The following is a 20,816-nucleotide window of genomic DNA, read 5'->3' as shown; positions in this document are numbered from 1 at the left end:
AATCGTTAGGAGGCAACCTGTGTACTCATTTAAATAGTAATAAACTAATTACAGGACACCTTCACCTATATCTGGTACGAAAAACGCTAATCGGCAAAGACTTCCCGCCAAGCGTAGGCGTTTCGAGTGCAACTGGTAGGGTATCCTGGGGGTTCAATGCTTGAATATAGACCTTATTAGGGCTTTAATGAGCGCCCTTGTGTGCAAAGTTGAATTATTTAGGAGTCGTCATGAAGGTTCTAGTTATAGGTAATGGTGGGCGTGAGCATGCTTTAGCATGGAAGCTCGCTCAATCGCCCAAGGTGACTGAGGTGCTGGTTGCCCCCGGCAATTCGGGTACGGCTCTAGAACCGAAAGTGCGTAATATCGCTATTGCAGTGGATCAAATCGCCGAGTTGGTCGCAATGGCACAACAAGAAAAGGTCGATTTAACCATTATTGGCCCAGAGGCTCCTTTAGTCCTAGGTGTCGTGGATGCGTTTCGTAACGCGGGTTTGCGTTGTTTTGGGCCTAGCCAAGCCGCCGCTCAACTTGAAGGTTCTAAAGCTTTTACTAAAGATTTTCTAGCTCGCCACCAGATTCCTACTGCCAGTTATGGCAATTTCACCGATATAGACCCAGCGATTGCCTATATTCGAGAGCAAGGTGCTCCTATAGTGATTAAAGCGGATGGCTTAGCTGCCGGCAAAGGGGTAATTCTGGCTCAAACCGAGGAAGAGGCTATTCATGCCGTCCGCGATATGCTGGCGGGCAATGCCTTTGGTACAGCCGGGCATCGCGTCGTCATTGAGGAATTTCTACACGGTGAAGAGGCTAGCTTTATCGTCATGGTAGACGGTCAACATATTCTACCCATGGCTAGCTCTCAAGATCATAAAGCTCGCAATAATGGCGATACAGGGCCTAATACGGGGGGAATGGGTGCCTACTCTCCAGCTCCTGTGGTCACTCCAGCTATGCATAACCATATTATGCAGGAAGTCATTATTCCGACAGTAGAAGGCATGGCAGCCGATGGGATTCCCTATACCGGCTTTTTATATGCTGGGGTTATGATTGATAAAAATGGTGTGCCTAAGGTGCTCGAATTTAATTGCCGCTTTGGTGATCCCGAAACGCAGCCCATTATGATGCGCCTGCAATCCGATTTAGTGGAGTTAGTAGAAGCCGCCCTCGATGAGCGCTTAGATCAAGTCTCTGCACAGTGGGATTCACGCGCGGCGCTCGGTGTGGTATTAGCAGCCGGTAATTATCCAGAAGGTTCATCTAAAGGTGCGGTGATTAGTGGCTTAGAGCAAGCGGCAACCTTACCCGGTAAAGTATTTCATGCAGGAGCAAAAATGGAGCATGGACAAGTCCTTACCCATGGTGGGCGCGTATTATGTGCGGTGGGATTAGGGGATACTGTCACCGAAGCTCAGCAGCAAGCTTACGATTTGGTCAAGGTTATTCATTGGGATCAAGTGTATTTCCGTACCGATATTGGACATCGTGCGATTGCGCGTGAAAGTGAGCGCTCTTAGGCAATAATCAAGTGGCAGTCAGGTGCTGCGCCTTACAATGCCTTGGGTTTTTCAGGCGGCTAAACAGTGCAGGGGGTAAGTAGGGGTTATCTATACTATTTTAATGCAAATCTGGATAGACGGCGGGAACTTAGTGGGCTATATAGTCAGTCTAAGAACTGACTAAATCTTAACTTATGTAAGGGGTAACTAAATGAAACTAAAAACAATAACAATACACGTGGCTGCTCTTTTATCTTTTTCACTCAGTGCTGCACTCTGGGCGAGTGAAAACTTAGCAGCGGCTCCCGCCGAGAGTGAAATTCAGATCTTAGCGAGTGTCAATGATGCCTCTGCTAGTGGTGCTACGGCTGCCATTGAACTAGCGGCGAATGAGGTGGATACAGTCGAAGAATCCACCGATGAAACCACTATTGAAGCTGTACCTGCCGAAGATGAAGAAGTGGCTTCTGATGAGGTAATGCAGGTCTGTGAAAAAGCGGCTCAAGACGAAGGTGTAACCGAAGAGGCTATGGATGAGTTCATGCAAGAGTGTGTTACCGAAAATAGTGGCACGCTAGCCGATGAGCCTACTGTAGAGGGTTCTGCTGCCAGTACTACTACTGGTAATGAGTCTGCTGCCGCTGATGGATCTGCAGTAGATGATCTCAGTGAATCCACTATGGATGAGACCACAGACGAAGGTGTACAGACAGCCGCTGGCGATGAGGGAACTGATGATTCCGGTACCTATGTGATGACTGGTACAGAAACCGCTCAATAAACCCATAGAGCTGGCAATAAACAAAAAGGACACCACTAGAGTGTCCTTTTTTAATGAGTTCTAGATTACTCTTGATTAGCCTTAAACGCTTTTTTGCGCTCATGCTCTAATAAGAAACGTTTACGAATCCGAATGCTTTGTGGAGTCACCTCTACTAATTCATCATCATCAATAAACTCTAAAGCTTGCTCTAGGGTGTAACGAATCGGTGGGGTGAGAATTAAGTTTTCATCCGTTCCAGCCGCACGAATATTAGTGAGCTGTTTAGCTTTGAGTGGATTCACCACTAGGTCATTATCACGGCTATGAATACCAATCACCATACCCTCATACACTTCTTCACCGTGACCGATAAAGAGGCGTCCGCGATCTTGTAGATTGAATAAAGCATACGCTAAGGCTTTACCCGTCGCATTGGCAATCATTACACCATTAATACGTTGCCCGATACTACCGGCTTTATAAGGGCCGTAATGCGAGAAGGTGTGATATAGCAAACCTGTACCCGATGTGGAGGTCATGAATTCGGTTTGGAAACCAATCAATCCACGGGAAGGGATCATATATTGTAAACGTACCCGCCCTTTACCATCAGGAACCATATCTTTGAGTTCCCCACGACGCAGGCCGAGCGCTTCCATAATAGAACCTTGATGCTGCTCTTCAATATCGACCGAAACATCCTCATAAGGCTCTTGTTTCTCGCCGTTTACTTCTTTAATAATAACCTCAGGACGCGATACCGCTAGCTCATAGCCCTCGCGGCGCATATTTTCAATCAAAATACCCAGATGCAGCTCGCCCCGACCTGATACACGGAACTTTTCAGGGTCATCAGTAGGTTCTACCCGTAGCGCGACGTTATGTAATAGCTCTTGAGCTAAACGCTCTTGGAGACGGCGTGATGAGGTTCCGGTTTTTACTTCCTTACCCGAAAAAGGTGAGGTATTGACTTGGAACGTCATAGTCACGGTCGGCTCATCAATGGTGAGCGGTGGCAGTGCCACAATATTATCGGGATCACAAATAGTGTCCGAGATATACAACTCATCCATACCGGAGAACGCAATAATATCGCCTGCTTGCGCTTCAGGAACTTCAATACGCTCTAAACCGTGGAAACCGAGAATTTTTAATACCCGTCCACCACGTACTTCACCATTTACATCAATGGCTTTGATTTGAGTATTAGAACGAATCTTACCCTGCTTAATCCGCCCAATCCCGATAATCCCAAGGTATGGGTTATAGTCTAGCGAGCTGATTTGCATTTGAAACGGTGCATCAACCTCAACATCAGGGGCTGCTACATGCTCAATAATGGTTTGGAACAGCGGCGTCATATCACCACTATTCACGGTTTCTTCTAAACCGGCAAAGCCATTTAAAGCCGAAGCATAAACGACGGGGAAGTCGAGTTGCTCATCGGTCGCGCCAAGATTATCGAATAGGCTAAATACCTGATCCATCACTTTCGCAGGATCGGCACCGGGACGGTCGATTTTATTAATAACGACAATCGGTTTTAAACCATGTGAGAATGCCTTTTGCGTCACAAAGCGAGTTTGTGGCATAGGGCCGTCTACTGCATCCACGAGTAATAATACCGAATCTACCATCGATAATACCCGCTCAACCTCGCCACCAAAGTCAGCATGTCCGGGGGTATCAACAATATTAATACGGTATTCAATGCCATCGGCTGGATTCTTCCAGCGGATCGCCGTATTTTTTGCCAAAATGGTAATGCCGCGTTCTTTTTCTAATGCATTAGAGTCCATCATGCGCTCATCCACTTGAGCGCGGGCATCTAAAGTGCCGGATTGTTGTAGTAATTTATCAACTAAAGTGGTCTTGCCATGGTCAACGTGAGCAATAATGGCAATATTTCGTAAATTCTGGATCACAGTCAGAGTACTCAAAGAGAGAAAATTAAGGCGCGATTATAGCCATATGGCGCTCACTATATAAGAGACAAGCAGGATCAAATTTAGCAATTCTCAATTTAGCCCCCCACTAAATCTCGCTACACTATTTATCTTTCATTTTTAGGAGCCGTATATGGATTTAACCCAAACGCATTATGCACAATTAGGGGGTGAGCAGGGAGTATATCAGTTAGCGACCCGCTTTTACGAGATTATGGACACAATTCCAGAAGCTTGGGAGTTACGCCAACTCCATCCACAAGATTTAACCACCTCGCGCGATAAATTATTTAAATTTTTATCCGGCTGGCTGGGCGGCCCCTCGCTCTATATTCAAGAATATGGACATCCTATGCTCAGAGCACGCCACTTACCTTTCCCTATTAATCTAGCCATGCGCGATCAATGGCTGCTATGTATGGATCAAGCTTTAAATGAACAAGTCAGTGATACTGCACTCAAACAAGCGCTACAATTTGCTTTCCGTCAAACCGCAGATCATATGCGCAATCAGGCGGGATAAAGCATTTTAATCATTGAGTACTTCCTATGTTAGAACTAATGTTACGTATTTTGGGCATTATTTTTCCAGTATTTGCTTGTGCGGGCATTGGTGCAGCGTATGGGTATCGCTTTCGGATTAATCTAGGCGTGATTAATCAGATCAATATGGATGTATTTACCCCACTCTTAATCTTTTGGGTATTGATTGATAAGCCCTTTGCTTGGGGGGCTTATGTCACACTCGCGCTAGCCGGTACGGTGGTGGTGTTAGGATCGGGTCTAGTATTACTGCCTTTGGTCTGGCTATTTAAAATTAATGCTAAAACCTTTCTCCCGCCGATGATGTTTAATAACTCCGGGAATATGGGCTTACCCTTAATGCTATTTGCCTTTGGTGAGACAGCCTTACAAGCGGGGGTGGTATTATTTTTGGTCGAAATGATTCTGCATTTCACGGTAGGCATGTTTATTTTAGATCATCGCACCCGCCCGTGGACGTTATTGAAAATGCCGATGATTCAGGCCACAATTTTAGGCTTAATTTTCAGTACCTTGCATATAACGCTACCCGCCCCGATTGCTAATACCCTTAAGCTCATGGGGCAAGTGGCTATTCCTCTAATGTTATTTGCTCTCGGTGTGCGGCTCTTAGATATTAATTTTCGCGATTGGAAATTAGGCGTATTAGGAGCTTTTGCTGCTCCACTTTCAGGGATCATTTGTGCTTTAGCGTTTCAGATGGTTATGCCTTTAAATCAAGAGCAATTTGCTTGGCTCTTGTTGTTTGCTGCCTTACCACCTGCTGTTTTGAATGTATTGGTGTCTGAGCGTTATAAACAAGAACCAGAAAAAGTGGCTTCTATTGTATTAATCGCTAATTTAGGCAGTTTAATAGCCATACCCCTTACTTTATATTTTGCTCTACCGCACTAGTTTACAAGGCTTTAACAATATGTACTTGCAAGGGTATTTTAGAACCATCGGCTAAATTTAGCTCCCCTTCAATATAACGCAATGAGCCAAAATTGAGATAGCGGGCAACCAGTTGTCCGTTTTCGTGATTAACGGGGGTAGTATCCCCGCCAATAGTAATACTCACTACCGCTTGCTGATAATCTTGGTCTAGACCTAAAAAAATTAAATCTTGATTAGGTAAAGGATTCCAAGGATCAAAGGTATGCTCCACGCGATCAGCTAAACCACACACTTTCAAACCAGATAAGCCCTGCTGAGTTTTAAATGGTTTAGGATCATAAGTATGGCGAGGTAATAATTGCGCTATTCTATTTTCAATGAGCTGAGCTAAATGATAATAAAACCTACGTGACCAGTTTTTAGACCCTATTGCCCCCATTAAATTCGATTTAGCAAAGGATTTATCATTTACTGGCGTAGGTGTTACTAACGGCTCAGGGGGCAAATGCGTTGAGCTCGGTACGGGGGGACACCTATTGACATGAATTGGTGTTGTCATCTGACTTATCCTTGAAAGCCCTAGTAAATACTACTCATTTTTCAACTTCATATCATGAGCGACTCTGATTAAATAACCTATGCAGTAGCAGATAATCGTATGTAAATAACCGATAGGTTTTATCAGATAAAACTAAAACTGCCTATTTTAGTTTTTTTAGAATGAAATGTTGATAACGTGCTAAAGAACGCCAAGGCTCTATTTGTGAGTAATGCCTTTCTAATTGAATGACTTTATCTAAAGGTAGGGTTTTACGTATTTTATGGTAAGTGTAGTCATAAAAACAGCGTATACCCGACCATTGCACTAACTCTAAACCCAACTCTGGCAGCCAACTCAATACCTCATCAGGCAATAAAGGAGATATGGGAGCTAAACCCTTCTGACCATCGCTAGCTATCCGTTGTTCAAGTACGGCATCTAAGTTACCCGCAATTAAATGGCGAAACTCCGTCGAAGTCCGATTAAAAAACATTAAGGATAGATAGCCATCCGGTTTTAAATAATGGGTTAGGGTTTGTAAGGTAGTTTGCGGCTCTGCCAGCCACTCTAAAACCGCGTGACAAATAATGAGATCAAAATGCTGAGAGTAATGTGAGGGTAACGTTTGAATACTGTGATTCAGTAGTTCAATCTGTTGGGTATAAGCACTATTTTGGACAAGTGCTTGGGCTTGGGTCAGCATTTCTGCTGAAGGCTCAGAGAGAGTTACCGTCCATCCCTGCTCTGCTAACCACAAGGACATTTGTCCTAGACCTGCTCCGATATCTAAGGCTTGGTGAGTCGGTGGTAAGTTTTTAAAAAGCTTACTCAGATCGTCTTGGGTGATATGTAAGCGAATCATTCCACGTGGATCGTGATTGGCATAAATAGTGCGCTGAAAACGTTGGCTTAAACCATCAAATACACGGTCTTGAGACATAGGAAGCATCGGATTGTGAATCAAAGCCCTACATCATGCGGGATTTAGAGCATAAAAAAAAGCGGGTAAGAGACTTACCCGCTTTCTGCACTTAATAATTAGAGATTACTAAGTTATATAAGCGAACTGCTTACTGATTCACACCATCATTAGGATTGATGGTTTGGTTAGGTTTGTGTGGACCTGCAACAGTAACAGTTACAGTAGTAGTAGAAGAACCACCTTTACCATCACTGATAGTGTAAGAGAAGGTATCAGTACCAGAGAAACCAGTTTTTGGTGTGTAAGTTAGCTTACCATCTGCAGTTTTGCTGATAGTACCACCATTAGCACTAGTAGTATCAAAGTTGCTGATGCTTAAAGGATCATTCTCTGGGTCAGTGTCATTACCTAACACATTAATAGTAGTAGGTGAGTTGAAGGCTGTAGTAGAAGCATCCGCTACTGCTTTAGGAGGAGCATTTTTAGGTGCTTCTACTGTAATAGTTGCAGTCGCAGTTGCAGAACCACCTTTACCATCGCTTACAGTGTAAGTGAAAGTATCAACACCTGTGAAACCAGTTTTTGGTGTATAAACTAAGTTACCTGCGGCATCTTTACTTACTGAACCACCTTGAGTACTAGTAGTAGAGAAGTCAGTGATTGTTAAAGCATCGCCATCTGGATCTTTATCATTCGCTAATACATCTACACTAATCGCTGTGTTTAATGGTGTTGAACGCATATCATTAGCAGCAGCAGGCGCATTGTTTTTAGGCTTTACTGGCTCGTTAGGTGTAGGTTTTACTGTATCGTTAGGTTTTGGATTCTTTGGAGCTTCAACAGTAACAGTCGCAGTTGCAGTTGCAGTACCACCTTTGCCATCGCTTACAGTGTAAGTGAAGGTATCAACACCTGTGAAACCATTTTTTGGTGTATAAACTAGGTTACCTGCAGCATCTTTACTTACTGAACCACCATTAGCACTGGTAGTAGAGAAGTTAGTGATTGTTAATGCATCACCATCTGGATCACTATCATTACCTAATACGTTAATGCTAACTGGTGTGTTTAATGGTGTTGTACGTGCATCATTAACAGCAGCAGGAGCGTTGTTTTTAGGTTGTGGTTTGATGTTGTCGTTAGGGTTTGGTTTTACTGTATCGTTAGGCTTTACACTGTCATTAGGTTTATTACCACCAACAGGACGATTAGCCATTAATTGCGATAATAAAGTTTGCAGTAGAGCAATTAAACTTTGTAATGAATTACCATTAGCTTGGAAGCGATTGCTTTGGCCCCAGCGAGAACCTGCACCAGCATTAGGTTGTGATGTATGTTGGGCATTCCAGTTAGTTGTTCTTGCAGCTGAAGTGTTAGTTACATTATTGGTCATGATTAAGATACTCTCCGTTTTTTTCGTTTGCTTTACATTAGATCAATCCATGAAAAGCTAAGGCAAACCTGAGCACTTTCGTTTCTTGATTGACTGAGTGTATTGTAGGGTGAGGATGGCGTTTAGATGTAGGGCAGAAAATACAAACGAAACCGTTTGTTTGATAAATGGTTAATCGTAATCTAATAATCTAAAGACACTTATGAGTAGCTGAGGGTTTTATAAGAAATGGATAGCGCACTATATTTTATACAAATCAAATACTTTTATATAAATCATACATAGCAATGGAGAGTTAAAATGAAGTTTATGCTGGTGTTTATAGTGATCTTAGCACTGATATTGCTGTATTTCGGGCTACGCTTATTATTAAAGCATGATAATAAAACAATTCGTCGGCTAGCTTATACCATTTCTGCGTTATGGCTTGCTATTCCCTTCTTATTTATAGCAGCCACCAAAGGTTTTAGGCTAGGTGATATTAATGAGCAAGAATGGATTGCTTGGACAGTAGGAGCATTAATACCTAATATTTTAATTTGGTCTATTATATGGGTATTAAATGGATTATTCGCTCCTAATACTTCGTCAAAGCAGATTGCAAAAAAGCTCCCGGATTAGTGTAGTAAGGCTTTAAATGCCCATCCGGTGCATCATCAGCCAAGGCTAGGTCTGGGATGAGGTTATGGATTTGATAATGTAGATGCGGGGCTTTACCCTGTGCATTACCCGAATCACCCACCGTCCCCAGTCGCGTCCCAGCACTGACCCAGCGCCCTCCCGTTATTTGAACGGTATCTAGGTGAGCAAAATAGTGAAACCGCCATTTTGCTCCTATGACTAAAACATAATTCCCACCCATGGAGTCATATCCGGTTTTCCATACCCAGCCTGAAGTACTCGCTAATACGGGTGTGCCTTTCGTGGCAAAAATATCAATCCCTTTATGCGTGCGCGAACGCCCCCATGGGTAATACCAAAAGGATTGGGGGTTCCAATCCTTCGCTTTGGCCCCCGCCACAGGGATGACCCGTGGCGAGGTTTCTGGCAGATAGTAGGTGCCCACTAAAAAAGCTAACACAAATCCCAACAGCCATTTGAACATAGTCTTATTCCGCTTTGGTATGAGAGGTAGCAGGCATACTTGTTTTAGGCTCTGACATACTAGCTGCCAGTGCATACCAGTCAAAGTGGCGGGTACTGAGCATAAGAGCCGCTAACATAACGAATAACAGTAAACTACCTAGTAATAAGGCATTGTCTTCGGCCTGCAAAATGCCATATAGCACACCATACAAAACAGCCAGACTCGCTCCTAGAATTAAACCGAGGCGTGTACTCTTTAAAATCGCTCCGAAATACAGCGTCAGCAAACCCACACTCGCTACCGCCGCCACGACATAAGCCTTTAAAAATTCAAAGTGCTCTGAGAGCGAAATCAGCAGTAAGTAGAACATAATGAGGGCTAAACCCACTAAAATGTATTGAATAGGATGGATACGTAAGTGCTTTAATAGCTCAAACAAGACCAAGGCCACAAAGGTCAGTACAATGAAAAGCACGGCATACTTTACACTACGCTCGGCTTGTTGATACACGTCCACGGGTTGCAGTAGATCAAACCCCACCGCCCGACTTAATAAACCACCACATTGCCCTTGGGCACACTCGCCGAGACTTTGTGTCACATTGTAAGAAAACGAAGTAGCTTTCCATTGCGCTTGAAAGCCTTGCTCGGTAATCGTGCGTGTTTCTGGCAATAGCTCTCCGGTAAATTTAGGATGCGGCCAATTAGAACTAAGCTTGACCTCACTCGCCTCCGCTAATAGGGCATAATTCATACTAGCCATGCCACGTAGCTCTAGTTTAAAGCTAAAGGTGGTAGAGCCAGGTAGCGCTGCTAGGTTTAAAACAGGTAATTTAGTATGCATACCGGCCGAGGTACCGGGCAAATTATTGCCAGGTTTAAAAGCATAAGCGGTCTTATCCCACATAAAATCAGAGGGCGAATTAATCCCGCGTTGATCCGAAACCAGTACCGCTACCTCACCCGCACCAAGCTGTAAGTCATAATCTTTATAGGTTTGAGCTAACTCTTGTACCGCCTCAAAGCTAAACGCTCCTGTGATTTGTACTTGATTGCTATACACCGGCACCTCATAAATACCCCGATAGCGTAATTCACTAGTCAAATTACTATTCACTTGTAACGTTTTGGGAATGATACGCAACACATCGGTTTCGGTGACACGCTTACTGACCTCGCGCTCAACCCCCTCTTTATCCTTAATGGTTTCGGTCACGACATGCGTGATTTGATAGGGAATCGACAGAATAGGCCCTGCAAAGGTTTGTGAGCCAGGCCAACTTTGTTGGATACTGTCATAGGCTGACTGACGCCAACCGGCTCGCTCACTGATTAACCCCATGAGCATGGCTTGGGGAATAAACAGCAAAAACATAATAAAACCGATGAGTAGTAACTTGATAGCAAAGCGGTAGTTTTTCATAGTTAGAGTCCTGATAATGACGCTTTAACGGATGTACTGTAGTTTGACGTACACTTATGCAAAACTCGGTTGAAAAATATGTAGATTCTTGGTGTTTTACATGCAGAACTTGTGCATACGCTAAAGTACCTACTCATCCCATAGCTTGATTAAACTCACCCAAAACAAGGAGGCTCCGCGATGTCCAAGCCCACTATTCCTCAATTTTATACTCCCGTTACAGCGCAGATTGAGGCACTACAGCCCCATTATACTCCTGAGCAAAAACAAGCGGTTAAAGCTAAAATTGCCCAAAAACTTAAAGAACAAGATGCGGTGATTGTGGCGCATTACTATGTCGATGCCGATATTCAGCAATTAGCCGAAGAAACCGGCGGTTATGTATCAGACTCGCTAGATATGGCACGCTTTGGTAATGAACACCCCGCTAAAACGCTGATTGTTGCAGGGGTACGCTTTATGGGTGAGACCGCTAAAATTCTTAATCCAGAAAAGCGCGTATTAATGCCTACACTAGAGGCCGAGTGCTCTTTAGACTTAGGTTGTCCTGCTGAGGATTTTTATCAGTTTTGTGATCAATATCCCGACCATACCGTAGTGGTCTATTCCAATACCAGTGCAGCCGTGAAAGCCCGCGCGGATTATGTGGTGACTTCTAGTATTGCGGTGGAGTTAGTGAGTTGGTTAGGCGATGAGGGCAAAAAGGTACTATGGGCACCAGATCGTCATTTGGGTAACTACATTGCGCGTGTTACAGGTGTAGAGATGGTCCGTTGGCAAGGCTCTTGTATTGTGCATGATGAGTTTAAATTTCGTGCCTTGGGTGAGTTAATTGAAAAATATCCCGATGCAGCCATTCTAGTCCATCCCGAATCCCCCGAAGAGGTGGTCAAACTCGCCGATGTAGTAGGCTCTACCACCCAAATTATTAAAGCCGCTCAAACCCTACCCAATAAGCGTTTTATTGTGGCCACCGATCAAGGCATTTTCTATAAAATGCAAAAAGCCGCCCCTGATAAAGAGTTTATTGCCGCGCCGACAGCAGGCGAAGGGGCAACCTGTAAAAGCTGTGCGCATTGCCCATGGATGGCGATGAATGGCCTGCACAATCTGCTACAGGTATTAGAAAAAGGTAATAATGAAATTCATATCGAGGAAGACATTCGTGTGAAAGCCCTACGTTCGACTCAACGTATGCTCGATTTTGCACGGGAACGGAAAAACGGACGCTAAGCTGTCATCATGATAGGTAAGCACACTGCCTTTAGCAGCAGTGTGCTTGAGTAGTGCTTAGCCCCAGCGTAAACCTGCTAGAAAACCAACACCAGCACTCACCCCTTTACTACTAATATGCGATAGGCGCTCCATTAAAAAGTCGCCAAAGGTTTTTGCCATTTGTCCCGCTGTACTCGCCGCATCTTGTAAGCTCGCATCACTGATTTTAGTGAATCCGTAGTATTCGGTGACGAATAATCCAACAATAATCCCGCCCCCAATAAAGAGTGCTGTTTTAAACATTTTTTTAGCAAAATAGCCCACCGCTAGTCCGATCAGAAAGGGTGCCCCGACATTACCTAACAAAAAGTCAGTCGTTAAATAGTCTTCTAGTGTGGCTGGATTTGATGGAGTGGTATTCGTTGGCGTCATAACGTAGCCCTAGTTCATTAATTATTAGCATGGATAGTGAGTCGATTATTGCATTATATAGCATAACAAGAGCTGAGTTCTTTAGCTAAACAGTCTGTCTTTATCACGGTAGACTTAGTCATTTTAGGGTTTATTTTAAGCAGCTCAACCTCTGTCTTGATTAACTAATACCCACCCCGAATGGGCTTAGTAGGCCTATTTTAAGCTGAACGCTGCATTAATATTATTCAATACATGCTGTTTTTCAGACGCTTAGTGAGATCTGCACTATTCTTAAAGTAGAGGGTTATAGAAGCATTTTCTATACCTAACACTAACAAATGAATGCTCACGGAGGACATACATAGCATGAATAGTAAAAGTACTCATCCATTCCAGTGGATAAGGTTTGCAGGCACTGCATTAGTTACCATTTTCGCACTCACCTTACTGGTGGATAGCGTCAGTGCTAATACTGCACCCAACCGTTACCCACAAGCACGTCCGCAGGCACGTCCGCAAGCACATCGCCCAGCACCTAGACCTCCAGCTCCACAACGTCCCGCTGCTCAACGCCCAGTCAACGAACTCAATGCTATTTTGTTTCGAGCCTCTGAGTTAGGGAATTTGAATTTAATGGAGAATGTGCTTGAGCAAGGCGCGAATCCTAACTTTCGTAATAATTATGGTGAAACTCCATTACATGCAGCTGCGGCTCATGGACAGGTGGGAGCGATACAAATTTTATTGCGTGAAGGGGCTAATACTAATGCTCGCACGGTAAAAAACTGGACACCTCTGCATAATGCGGCACGCTTTGGTCATCCACAAATTGTGTCACTCTTAATTCGTAATGGGGCACAAGTTAACTCTTGGAACTCTGATGGTAAAACACCAATGGCCTTAGCCGAGATTGCTAATAAGCCCAATGTATCACACGTTTTAGCTCGTTCTGGAGGACGTTAGCCTAGTTTTACACCACCTAGTTTCAATAAATTATTTGCGATGGGGTTGGTAGCAGCGTGTTTATTCCTACTTTTTGATGTGTGTATAGTCCAACCATCGCGATTTTTAGCCAAGCGACCTGCTAATTCGCTAACCTAGCTGCGATTATCTATTGCAAATAGGTCGTGTATGACAGCCACTACATCCCCCTTATTAAATGCTGCACTGAATGCCTTAAATCAAGTGATTCTGGGCAAAGCACATACGGTACGCTTGGCACTAACATGTTTATTAGCCGAGGGGCATTTACTATTAGAGGATTTACCGGGAATGGGTAAGACCACCTTGGCTCATGCCTTGGCTCAGGTCTGTGGTTTGGAATATAAGCGGGTACAATTCACTAGTGATCTATTACCCGCTGACCTCATTGGTGCCTCCATCTTTGATCCCAAAACCACTACTTTTCAATTCCATCGGGGGCCATTATTTACCCAAGTCCTCCTAGCTGACGAACTCAACCGCACCACGCCCAAAGCCCAGAGTGCGCTCTTAGAAGCCATGGAGGAAAAGCAAATTAGTATGGATGGTAAGAGCTATCCCTTACCCAAGCCATTTTTTGTGATTGCCACCCAAAATCCCCAATCACAATCGGGAACCTTTCATTTGCCAGAATCACAGCTCGATCGCTTTTTATTGCGTATTTCACTAGGTTATCCCGATCCTGCAGTGGAGCGTGCCATGCTTCAAGGACGAAATGGTCGACAACTTCTCTTGCAGCTAAAACCTGTACTCAGCCCTGCTGAGTTGAAAGCCTTACAGCATCTAGTCCCTCAAATCAAAATGACCGATGCCTTGCTGGATTATATTCAGCGCTTAATTGCTTGTACCCGTGAGCATGAACGTTGCCAAGTAGGACTATCACCGCGTGGAGCCTTGGCTTTAGTACGTGCTGCGCAAAGTTGGGCACTCTTACAAGGGCGGGGCTTTGTCTTACCAGAAGATGTACAAGCGGTATTTGTCGCTGTAGCAGGCCATCGTTTAGTCGGGCGTCATGAGCAAGGCGAGGCTTTAGCGCGTTTATTACTCTCCCAAGTCGATGTAGTGGGAGTTAATCGTGCGGCTTAATCCTTGGGAGCAGCGCTGGCAACACTGGCTAGATCAGCGCCTACCCGCTAAAAATCAACGAACATTGGCACAACGTAGCATTTTTATTATTCCGAGTGGGTCTGGTTTGGCGCTCTTGGTAGTATTAGGTTTATTAATGATTTTAGGCATAAATTTCCAAAACTCATTAGTGTATGTAGTGTGTTTTTGGCTATTGGCCTTATTTATTTTAAATATTTTATATACTTACCGTAATTTAGCGGGAGTCACTATTAAAGCGCTGCGGATAGAGCCTTGTTTTGCAGGCAGTCATGCGGTCTTAGAACTAGAGCTTAGCCGTATGCCTACTAGAGCGCATTGGAATATCGTACTGGATTGGTCTAAGCAAGATCACGTCTTAGTTGAATTGGCTAGTTGCCAGAGTGTACGGATTCAATTGTCGCATCTGGCTACTAAACGCGGCTATTTTGAGCCACCCCGTATTAAAATCAGCACCACCTATCCTACCGGATTAGCCTTAGCTTGGTCTTATTTTACACCCGATTTAAAAGGGTTGGTCTACCCAGAACCACTGCAACAAGACTCGGCACTGGCTCATCAAGGTAATACTGATAATAGCGGTAAAATATTGACTGCTGGAGGGAGTGATTTTAATGAGCTACGCGCTTATAAAACCGGCGACCCTATACAACGTATCCATTGGGCAAAGTATGCACAAACCGGACAGCTCTATACCAAATCATTTGTGGATTATGCCAGCGAAGCGCTGTGGTTAGATTGGAATCAAGTGCCTACTCCACGTACTGAACAACGTTTAAGTGTGCTCTGTGCTCAGGTTTTAGAGTTGAATGCTACGCAGGCTGTCTTTGGTTTAAAAATTCCGGGTAAAACTATCGAGCCAGCAAGCGGAGAGGTTCATTATGAGCAATGCTTAAAGGCTTTGGCTCTGTATGGGTTGCCCTATGAATAAAACCATTACTTATAGCGGTATGCTTTGGCTTTTGGCGGCTCAATTTGTGGTGATGCTGCCCTTTACACTCTATTTACCGTGGTGGTTAATCCCCATTATGGTGGCCTCTGTGATTTGGCGTTTACGGGTACTTAAGGGCTATTCAGCTCAGCCGAATGCACTGGTGAAGACCCTATTAGTGGCGATGGGGGTTGGGGGACTGGTCTTGAGTGGCTTACCCTTCCCCTCACTAGACCTGATGTTAGCGGTATTACTTTTAGGTTTTGCCTTTAAATCACTGGAGGTCGTGCAACTACGGGATGGGGTGATTGTCATTTTTCTAGGCTACCTATTAGTTGCCCTACATTTCCTCTATACCCAAGAAATACTAGCCGGAGCCTATGGTCTATTAGGCATGACCATACTCACTGGCGCACTAATTGGTATTCAGCCTGCTGTCACGGTCTTAAATCCCTTTGAGACCGTACGCTCCCATTTAAAACTAGCCACCTTAATGGTGTTGCAAGCGATACCTTTAATGCTGATTATATTCTTCCTCGCCCCCCGTCTGCCGCCCTTGTGGTCATTGCCCATGATGCCCGGACAAACCAAAACGGGTATTTCAGAGCGCATGACGCCGGGGGATATTGCCGATTTAACTCGCTCAACGGAACTGGCCTTTCGCGCCACCTTTAAAAATACCCGCCCCCCGCAAGCACAACTCTATTGGCGCGGCTTAACGCTCAATTATTTTGATGGTAAAACCTGGCAGCAATTACCAGAAGACTATGATTTTATTAACTTCAAGAATCAGGTCAAAGGTGAGTATGCGCTGTTTAATAAAAATTTTGAGTTACGCGGTGATCCGATTGAGTATGAGGCACTGTATGTACCTAGTGGACAACCGTGGTTATTTACCTTAACCCCTACGCTCAATGTAGAGGGGGATGTGATACGAGCGGCGGATTATCGTGTGATGGCGAACACCATTACGCAATCCCCTGCACTGATTAAAGCCAGTAGTTATCCACAAACTATCCGCGATACCAAACTGACTCACACCATGCGCCACCTAGCCTCTCAATTACCTCAAGGTTCTGATCCACGTACCCATGAGCTAGCCCAGCGCTGGTGGCGTGAAAGTGGGCAAAATGTGGAACGTTATATTAAGTTAATTTTACATCATTTTAGAACTCAAGAATTTTACTATACCTTATCGCCTCCTTTACTAGGGGATCAAAATACTATTGATGCCTTTCTATTCGATTCGCGTAAAGGCTTTTGCTCCCACTATGCCGGTAGCTTTGTCTTTTTAATGCGGGCGGTGGGGATTCCGGCTCGCGTTGTGGTGGGCTATCAGGGGGGTAAGTGGAATGAGCAAGGTAATTATTTAGCGGTATATCAATATGATGCTCATGCATGGGTTGAAGTTTGGCAACCTGAAACTGGCTGGGTCGAGTATGACCCCACTACCGCCGTAGCCCCTTCACGAGTGACTGAGGGTTCGGATGCTTTTTTAGCCCAAGAAGAGGGTTTATTACGTCAATCTTTTCGAGCTGTGCAGAATAATCTACCTTGGCTAAGTAGCCTGTCTCAGCAATTAGACGCGCTACAATATCAATGGCAGCGCTGGGTAGTAGGCTATGACCATGATACTCAGGCCAATGTATTACGTAAATGGTTGGGGGATTTTTCCATCACCACACTGACCCTAGTCATACTGAGTGTCTTTGTTGCGCTGGGAGTGCTATGGGGTATCTGGTTGGGCTTGTGGCGTAAACCTAGGCTCACCTTAGAGCAATCGTTGATGCATGAATTAGATCAAATACTGGCTAAAAAAGGCTTTAAACGCGAACCTGCTCAAACGGTAGGTGATTTTGCTCAACAGGTGAGTAGTAAACAAGCTGATTTAGGCAAACTACTACAGCAATTCGCCCAGCATTTTGAATCCTTATGCTATAACCCTATGGCGAATAAAGCGGACACCACTCAACAGCTCAAACGGCTACTAAAGCAATTAAAAAAAGCTCCCATCACTCAACTAGGGCGTAAAATCGCACCACTTAAACCATCTCGAATTTCCGAGGGTTGAGTGCGCCCACCGAGGGGTTGATCTAGTACTAAATCTAAATATGCACCTAATTGATCATTTAGGGCTTGAGCCGAACGAAACGGCTCTTCGCCTGCAATATTGGCACTAGTAGAGACGAGTGGATGATTTAAGGTATCACATAATGCTTTCACAGTAGGATGCTTACTCACTCGCACCGCAATCGTGTCATGCTCACCCCGTAATAAATAGGATACTTCCGGTCTAGCCGGCAATACCCAAGTAATTGCATCAGGCCAAGTGGGTAGCACTCGATCTAACATAGCCTGATCCAAGGGAGCAAGATAATCATTGAGCTGCTCAAAAGCCGAGGCAATGAGAATCAAGCCTTTATGCACGGGACGCTGCTTAATACTTAAAATACGCTCGACTGCATCTAGGCGTGAGGGATCACAGCCTAAGCCAAATACTGCCTCAGTTGGATACGCGAGTACACCACCCGATTGAATGACGTGAACCGCTTGAGTAATGGAAGGAGTCAATACGGCCATTATTAAAACGGAACCTCATCATTGTCGACGGGTAGAGGGCTTGTTTTAGTCGCACTAGTCTTTTTGGCAGAAGGCTCTTTGGTTGCTGTTGTAGCTTCCTTTTTAGTACTAGTACTTTTAGGTTTCGCTTCCGCATCGGCTGCTTTTTTAGTACTTGCTACTTTCTTAGCAGTAGCCTTTTTAGGTTTTGCTTCTGCTTCAGTCGACTCTGCTTTTTTAGCACGAGTGGTTTTCGGTTGTTCCTCTGTAGCTGCAACTGCTGAAGCGCTCTCTTCAGTACTAGCCGCTTTTTTGCGCGATTTCTTTTCCGGTGTGGCGGCTGTAATTAGGGCTTGCGCCTCTTCCTCGGTCATCTCCGCAACCGTTTCTAATTTATCCTTAGGAATCCGTGCTTTGATTTTGCCCTTGACTACAAAAGGCCCCCAGCGACCTTTGACGATTTGTAAGCCTTTACCAAAGTCTTTAACTAGCTTGGCTGCATCGGATTCTTTTTTCTCCGCAATCAGTACTAAAGCCCGCTCTAATGTAATAGTGTAGGGATCATCATCCTTTTTCAGTGAAGCAAATTGGTCTTTAGCAAATTTCACATAGGGGCCAAAGCGTCCAATAGCTACTGTGATCTTATCGCCCTCGGCGGTTTCCCCTAGCTCACGCGGTAAACGGAATAACTCCAACGCCTCTTCTAGCGTTAAAGTATCAATTTTCATCCCCGGACGTAGGCTAGCAAACGTCGGCTTTTCCTCATCCTCCGCGCTACCAATTTGTACCATAGGGCCAAAACGCCCAATCCGCGCCGTTACGGGCTTACCTGTGCGTGGATCGACCCCTAATTCACGTGGTTTCAGTACATCGCTACGGTTAACCGTTTCCATTTTTTCATCGACGAGCGTATGGAAAGGCTTCCAAAACTCATCCATGACCGGAATCCACGCTGCTTCACCGCGTGAAATGGCATCTAATTGATCTTCAAGGTTAGCGGTGAAACTGTAATCCACATATTGCGTAAAATGCTCAGTGAGGAAGCGATTCACCACCCGCCCAATATCAGTTGGGATAAAACGGCGCTGGGATAATTCCACATACTCACGGCCTTGTAAGGTCGAAATAATGCTGGCATACGTGGAGGGACGCCCAATGCCATATTCTTCCAACGCTTTCACGAGAGACGCCTCTGAATAGCGTGGGGGAGGCTCAGTAAAGTGTTGCTGATTAATAATGTCATGCAGAGGCACTTTCTGCCCTTCGACTAAGGGTGGCAGTGGATTATCTTTTTCCTGAGCCTGATCATCCAAACCTTCTTCATATACTGTCAAAAAACCGGCATGACGCACGACTGAGCCTGTCGCACGGAAGAAACTGGTCGGCTCAGCATTCAAATTGACTGACATGGTATCAATCGTGGCATGAATCATTTGACAGGCCACCGCTCGCTTCCAAATTAGCTCATATAGCTTAAACTGGTCCTCGGTCAAAAAGGCCTTCACTTGCTCTGGTGTACGTAAGGCTGAAGTAGGGCGTATAGCCTCATGTGCCTCTTGAGCATTTTTGGATTTAGTTTTGTACTGCCGAGGCGCTTCCGGTAAATAATCCTTACCGTAACGAGTTTGAATGAGGCTACGTAATTCAGCAATCGCTTCATTGGCTAAATTAACCGAGTCCGTCCGCATATAGGTAATTAAACCCACTGTGCCATCTTTACCTAAATCAATCCCTTCATACAGTTGTTGCGCGGTACGCATCGCACGTTGAGAAGAGAAATACAGTTTACGCACCGCTTCTTGTTGTAGTGTTGAAGTGGTAAAGGGTGCAGCGGGATAACGCTTACGTTCTTTTCTTTCAATCTGAGATACCAGCAGCTCACCCTTCGCTACCGCTACTAGGTGTGCTTTGACCGTAGCCGCTTGCTGCTCGGTGGTAATATCAAATTGCTCGACACGCTTATCTTTTAAAGTATGGAGCCGAGCACTGAATGCGGTTTTATCTTGAGAGCACTGTGCGGTGATAGTCCAATATTCTTGGGTTACAAAGCGTTCAATCTCTTCCTCACGCTCAACAATCAAACGCAAAGCAGGGCTTTGTACCCGTCCTGCCGAGAGGCTAGGTTTTATTTTGCGCCATAAGAGAGGGGATAAGTTAAAACCCACCAAATAATCTAACGCACGGCGGGCTTGTTGTGCATCCACTAAAGGAATAGCTAAATCACGCGGGTTTTGAATCGCGTCTTGAATCGCCTTTTTAGTAATCTCATGAAACACAACACGCTGAACGTTCTTACCTTCCAGTACCCCACGCTCTTTGAGAATCTCGTATAAATGCCATGAAATCGCCTCCCCCTCACGATCAGGGTCGGTCGCTAGATAAAGTGTATGAGCCTTTTTGAGCGCCTTAATAATCGCATCCACATGCTTTTGATTACGATCAATAATCTCGTAACGCATGGCATAGTGTTGATCAGGATCAACCGCCCCCTCTTTGGGGATTAAATCACGGACGTGACCGTAGGAAGCTAAGACCGTGAAGCCTTTTCCAAGATATTTCTCGATAGTCTTACCCTTAGCAGGTGACTCAACGATCACTAAATTTTCGCTCATT

At 44.8% G+C, this 20,816-nt stretch carries 19 protein-coding genes; 10 read left to right on the top strand and 9 right to left on the bottom strand.

Annotated features, from left to right (window positions below):
- Nucleotides 1–230: 230 nt before the first annotated feature.
- Together purD and A3IK_RS0101995 are read left to right on the top strand one after the other, a co-directional pair.
- The gene (gene purD, locus A3IK_RS0102000) at nucleotides 231–1,523 is read left to right on the top strand and encodes a phosphoribosylamine--glycine ligase (RefSeq protein WP_020558288.1); all 1,293 of its coding nucleotides are present in this window, start codon (nucleotides 231–233) and stop codon (nucleotides 1,521–1,523) included.
- A 193-nt stretch (nucleotides 1,524–1,716) separates the two neighbouring features.
- Nucleotides 1,717–2,286 (top strand): prolipoprotein diacylglyceryl transferase, encoded by a 570-nt coding sequence (locus A3IK_RS0101995; RefSeq protein WP_162596603.1) that lies wholly within the window; start codon nucleotides 1,717–1,719, stop codon nucleotides 2,284–2,286.
- Between the two features lie 65 nt (nucleotides 2,287–2,351).
- Here A3IK_RS0101995 and typA read toward each other — a convergent pair whose 3' ends face one another.
- The gene (typA, locus tag A3IK_RS0101990; protein WP_020558286.1) at nucleotides 2,352–4,193 is read right to left on the bottom strand and encodes a translational GTPase TypA; all 1,842 of its coding nucleotides are present in this window, start codon (nucleotides 4,191–4,193) and stop codon (nucleotides 2,352–2,354) included.
- A gap of 154 nt (nucleotides 4,194–4,347) precedes the next feature.
- Here typA and A3IK_RS0101985 point away from each other — a divergent pair, with 154 nt between their 5' ends.
- Entirely contained in the window at nucleotides 4,348–4,737 is a 390-nt protein-coding gene (locus tag A3IK_RS0101985) for a group II truncated hemoglobin (RefSeq protein ID WP_020558285.1), read from the top strand.
- 26 nt (nucleotides 4,738–4,763) lie between these two features.
- The gene (locus A3IK_RS0101980; protein ID WP_020558284.1) at nucleotides 4,764–5,651 is read left to right on the top strand and encodes an AEC family transporter; all 888 of its coding nucleotides are present in this window, start codon (nucleotides 4,764–4,766) and stop codon (nucleotides 5,649–5,651) included.
- Between the two features lies 1 nt (nucleotide 5,652).
- On the opposite strand, the gene A3IK_RS0101975 is transcribed toward A3IK_RS0101980, so the two are convergent.
- The 3 genes from A3IK_RS0101975 to A3IK_RS0101965 all read right to left on the bottom strand — a co-directional run bounded on the left by A3IK_RS0101975 (nucleotide 5,653) and on the right by A3IK_RS0101965 (nucleotide 8,489).
- On the bottom strand, nucleotides 5,653–6,192 hold the full coding sequence (locus tag A3IK_RS0101975) for a hypothetical protein (protein ID WP_020558283.1): 540 nt from the start codon (nucleotides 6,190–6,192) through the stop codon (nucleotides 5,653–5,655).
- 142 nt (nucleotides 6,193–6,334) lie between these two features.
- Entirely contained in the window at nucleotides 6,335–7,114 is a 780-nt protein-coding gene (locus A3IK_RS0101970) for a methyltransferase domain-containing protein (RefSeq protein WP_020558282.1), read from the bottom strand.
- Between the two features lie 130 nt (nucleotides 7,115–7,244).
- A complete protein-coding gene (locus A3IK_RS0101965; RefSeq protein ID WP_020558281.1) occupies nucleotides 7,245–8,489 on the bottom strand; it encodes an Ig-like domain-containing protein in 1,245 nt (414 codons plus the stop codon).
- A gap of 300 nt (nucleotides 8,490–8,789) precedes the next feature.
- Between A3IK_RS0101965 and A3IK_RS0101960 the strand changes: the two genes are divergently transcribed.
- Entirely contained in the window at nucleotides 8,790–9,110 is a 321-nt protein-coding gene (locus A3IK_RS0101960; protein ID WP_020558280.1) for a hypothetical protein, read from the top strand.
- Here the strand turns inward: A3IK_RS0101960 and A3IK_RS0101955 are convergent.
- Both A3IK_RS0101955 and creD read right to left on the bottom strand, forming a co-directional pair.
- Nucleotides 9,067–9,594 (bottom strand): M23 family metallopeptidase, encoded by a 528-nt coding sequence (locus tag A3IK_RS0101955; protein ID WP_020558279.1) that lies wholly within the window; start codon nucleotides 9,592–9,594, stop codon nucleotides 9,067–9,069. The two genes, A3IK_RS0101960 and A3IK_RS0101955, sit on opposite strands and share 44 nt — an antisense overlap.
- Before the next feature lie 4 nt (nucleotides 9,595–9,598).
- Nucleotides 9,599–10,999 carry a cell envelope integrity protein CreD gene (gene creD, locus A3IK_RS0101950; RefSeq protein WP_020558278.1) on the bottom strand — a complete coding sequence of 467 codons (1,401 nt, stop codon included), beginning with the start codon at nucleotides 10,997–10,999 and terminating at the stop codon, nucleotides 9,599–9,601.
- A 180-nt stretch (nucleotides 11,000–11,179) separates the two neighbouring features.
- On the opposite strand from creD, the gene nadA reads away from it, so the two are divergent.
- A complete protein-coding gene (gene nadA, locus A3IK_RS0101945; protein WP_020558277.1) occupies nucleotides 11,180–12,232 on the top strand; it encodes a quinolinate synthase NadA in 1,053 nt (350 codons plus the stop codon).
- Between the two features lie 57 nt (nucleotides 12,233–12,289).
- Here the strand turns inward: nadA and A3IK_RS0101940 are convergent, their stop codons facing one another.
- Nucleotides 12,290–12,646, bottom strand: coding sequence for an FUN14 domain-containing protein (locus A3IK_RS0101940; RefSeq protein ID WP_020558276.1), 357 nt, complete (start codon nucleotides 12,644–12,646; stop codon nucleotides 12,290–12,292).
- Nucleotides 12,647–12,994: 348 nt separating this feature from the next.
- Here A3IK_RS0101940 and A3IK_RS20015 point away from each other — a divergent pair, with 348 nt between their 5' ends.
- From A3IK_RS20015 to A3IK_RS0101920, 4 genes are all read left to right on the top strand, one after another.
- On the top strand, nucleotides 12,995–13,591 hold the full coding sequence (locus A3IK_RS20015) for an ankyrin repeat domain-containing protein (protein ID WP_020558275.1): 597 nt from the start codon (nucleotides 12,995–12,997) through the stop codon (nucleotides 13,589–13,591).
- A 168-nt stretch (nucleotides 13,592–13,759) separates the two neighbouring features.
- Complete coding sequence (locus A3IK_RS0101930) at nucleotides 13,760–14,695, top strand: AAA family ATPase (RefSeq protein ID WP_020558274.1); 936 nt, start codon at nucleotides 13,760–13,762, stop codon at nucleotides 14,693–14,695.
- Nucleotides 14,685–15,644 carry a DUF58 domain-containing protein gene (locus tag A3IK_RS0101925; RefSeq protein WP_020558273.1) on the top strand — a complete coding sequence of 320 codons (960 nt, stop codon included), beginning with the start codon at nucleotides 14,685–14,687 and terminating at the stop codon, nucleotides 15,642–15,644. Before A3IK_RS0101930 ends, A3IK_RS0101925 begins: the two co-directional genes overlap by 11 nt.
- Nucleotides 15,637–17,715, top strand: a complete 2,079-nt coding sequence (locus tag A3IK_RS0101920; protein WP_020558272.1) for a transglutaminase TgpA family protein — start codon at nucleotides 15,637–15,639, stop codon at nucleotides 17,713–17,715. Before A3IK_RS0101925 ends, A3IK_RS0101920 begins: the two co-directional genes overlap by 8 nt.
- Here A3IK_RS0101920 and tsaC read toward each other — a convergent pair.
- Nucleotides 17,661–18,224 carry an L-threonylcarbamoyladenylate synthase type 1 TsaC gene (gene tsaC, locus A3IK_RS0101915; protein ID WP_020558271.1) on the bottom strand — a complete coding sequence of 188 codons (564 nt, stop codon included), beginning with the start codon at nucleotides 18,222–18,224 and terminating at the stop codon, nucleotides 17,661–17,663. The two genes, A3IK_RS0101920 and tsaC, sit on opposite strands and share 55 nt — an antisense overlap.
- A 2-nt stretch (nucleotides 18,225–18,226) precedes the next feature.
- A complete protein-coding gene (locus A3IK_RS0101910) occupies nucleotides 18,227–20,815 on the bottom strand; it encodes a DNA topoisomerase I (protein WP_051081537.1) in 2,589 nt (862 codons plus the stop codon).
- Between the last annotated feature and the right edge of the window lies 1 nt (nucleotide 20,816).

This window comes from Thiofilum flexile DSM 14609 (assembly GCF_000380185.1).
Classification (GTDB): domain Bacteria; phylum Pseudomonadota; class Gammaproteobacteria; order Thiotrichales; family Thiotrichaceae; genus Thiofilum; species Thiofilum flexile.
Note: the sequence above shows the minus strand (reverse complement) of the source record. Positions and strands in the feature narration are given on the sequence as shown.

Coding starts and splice junctions, on each gene's coding strand:
- A3IK_RS0101955 (WP_020558279.1), bottom strand. CDS start 9,594: ATGTTCAAATGGCTGTTGGGATTTGTGTTAGCTTTTTTAGTGGGCACC.
- A3IK_RS0101980 (WP_020558284.1), top strand. CDS start 4,764: ATGTTAGAACTAATGTTACGTATTTTGGGCATTATTTTTCCAGTATTT.
- A3IK_RS0101995 (WP_162596603.1), top strand. CDS start 1,717: ATGAAACTAAAAACAATAACAATACACGTGGCTGCTCTTTTATCTTTT.
- A3IK_RS0101985 (WP_020558285.1), top strand. CDS start 4,348: ATGGATTTAACCCAAACGCATTATGCACAATTAGGGGGTGAGCAGGGA.
- creD (WP_020558278.1), bottom strand. CDS start 10,999: ATGAAAAACTACCGCTTTGCTATCAAGTTACTACTCATCGGTTTTATT.
- tsaC (WP_020558271.1), bottom strand. CDS start 18,224: ATGGCCGTATTGACTCCTTCCATTACTCAAGCGGTTCACGTCATTCAA.
- A3IK_RS0101960 (WP_020558280.1), top strand. CDS start 8,790: ATGAAGTTTATGCTGGTGTTTATAGTGATCTTAGCACTGATATTGCTG.
- A3IK_RS0101970 (WP_020558282.1), bottom strand. CDS start 7,114: ATGTCTCAAGACCGTGTATTTGATGGTTTAAGCCAACGTTTTCAGCGC.
- A3IK_RS0101965 (WP_020558281.1), bottom strand. CDS start 8,489: ATGACCAATAATGTAACTAACACTTCAGCTGCAAGAACAACTAACTGG.
- A3IK_RS0101940 (WP_020558276.1), bottom strand. CDS start 12,646: ATGACGCCAACGAATACCACTCCATCAAATCCAGCCACACTAGAAGAC.
- A3IK_RS0101930 (WP_020558274.1), top strand. CDS start 13,760: ATGACAGCCACTACATCCCCCTTATTAAATGCTGCACTGAATGCCTTA.
- A3IK_RS20015 (WP_020558275.1), top strand. CDS start 12,995: ATGAATAGTAAAAGTACTCATCCATTCCAGTGGATAAGGTTTGCAGGC.
- A3IK_RS0101910 (WP_051081537.1), bottom strand. CDS start 20,815: ATGAGCGAAAATTTAGTGATCGTTGAGTCACCTGCTAAGGGTAAGACT.
- A3IK_RS0101975 (WP_020558283.1), bottom strand. CDS start 6,192: ATGACAACACCAATTCATGTCAATAGGTGTCCCCCCGTACCGAGCTCA.
- A3IK_RS0101920 (WP_020558272.1), top strand. CDS start 15,637: ATGAATAAAACCATTACTTATAGCGGTATGCTTTGGCTTTTGGCGGCT.
- nadA (WP_020558277.1), top strand. CDS start 11,180: ATGTCCAAGCCCACTATTCCTCAATTTTATACTCCCGTTACAGCGCAG.
- purD (WP_020558288.1), top strand. CDS start 231: ATGAAGGTTCTAGTTATAGGTAATGGTGGGCGTGAGCATGCTTTAGCA.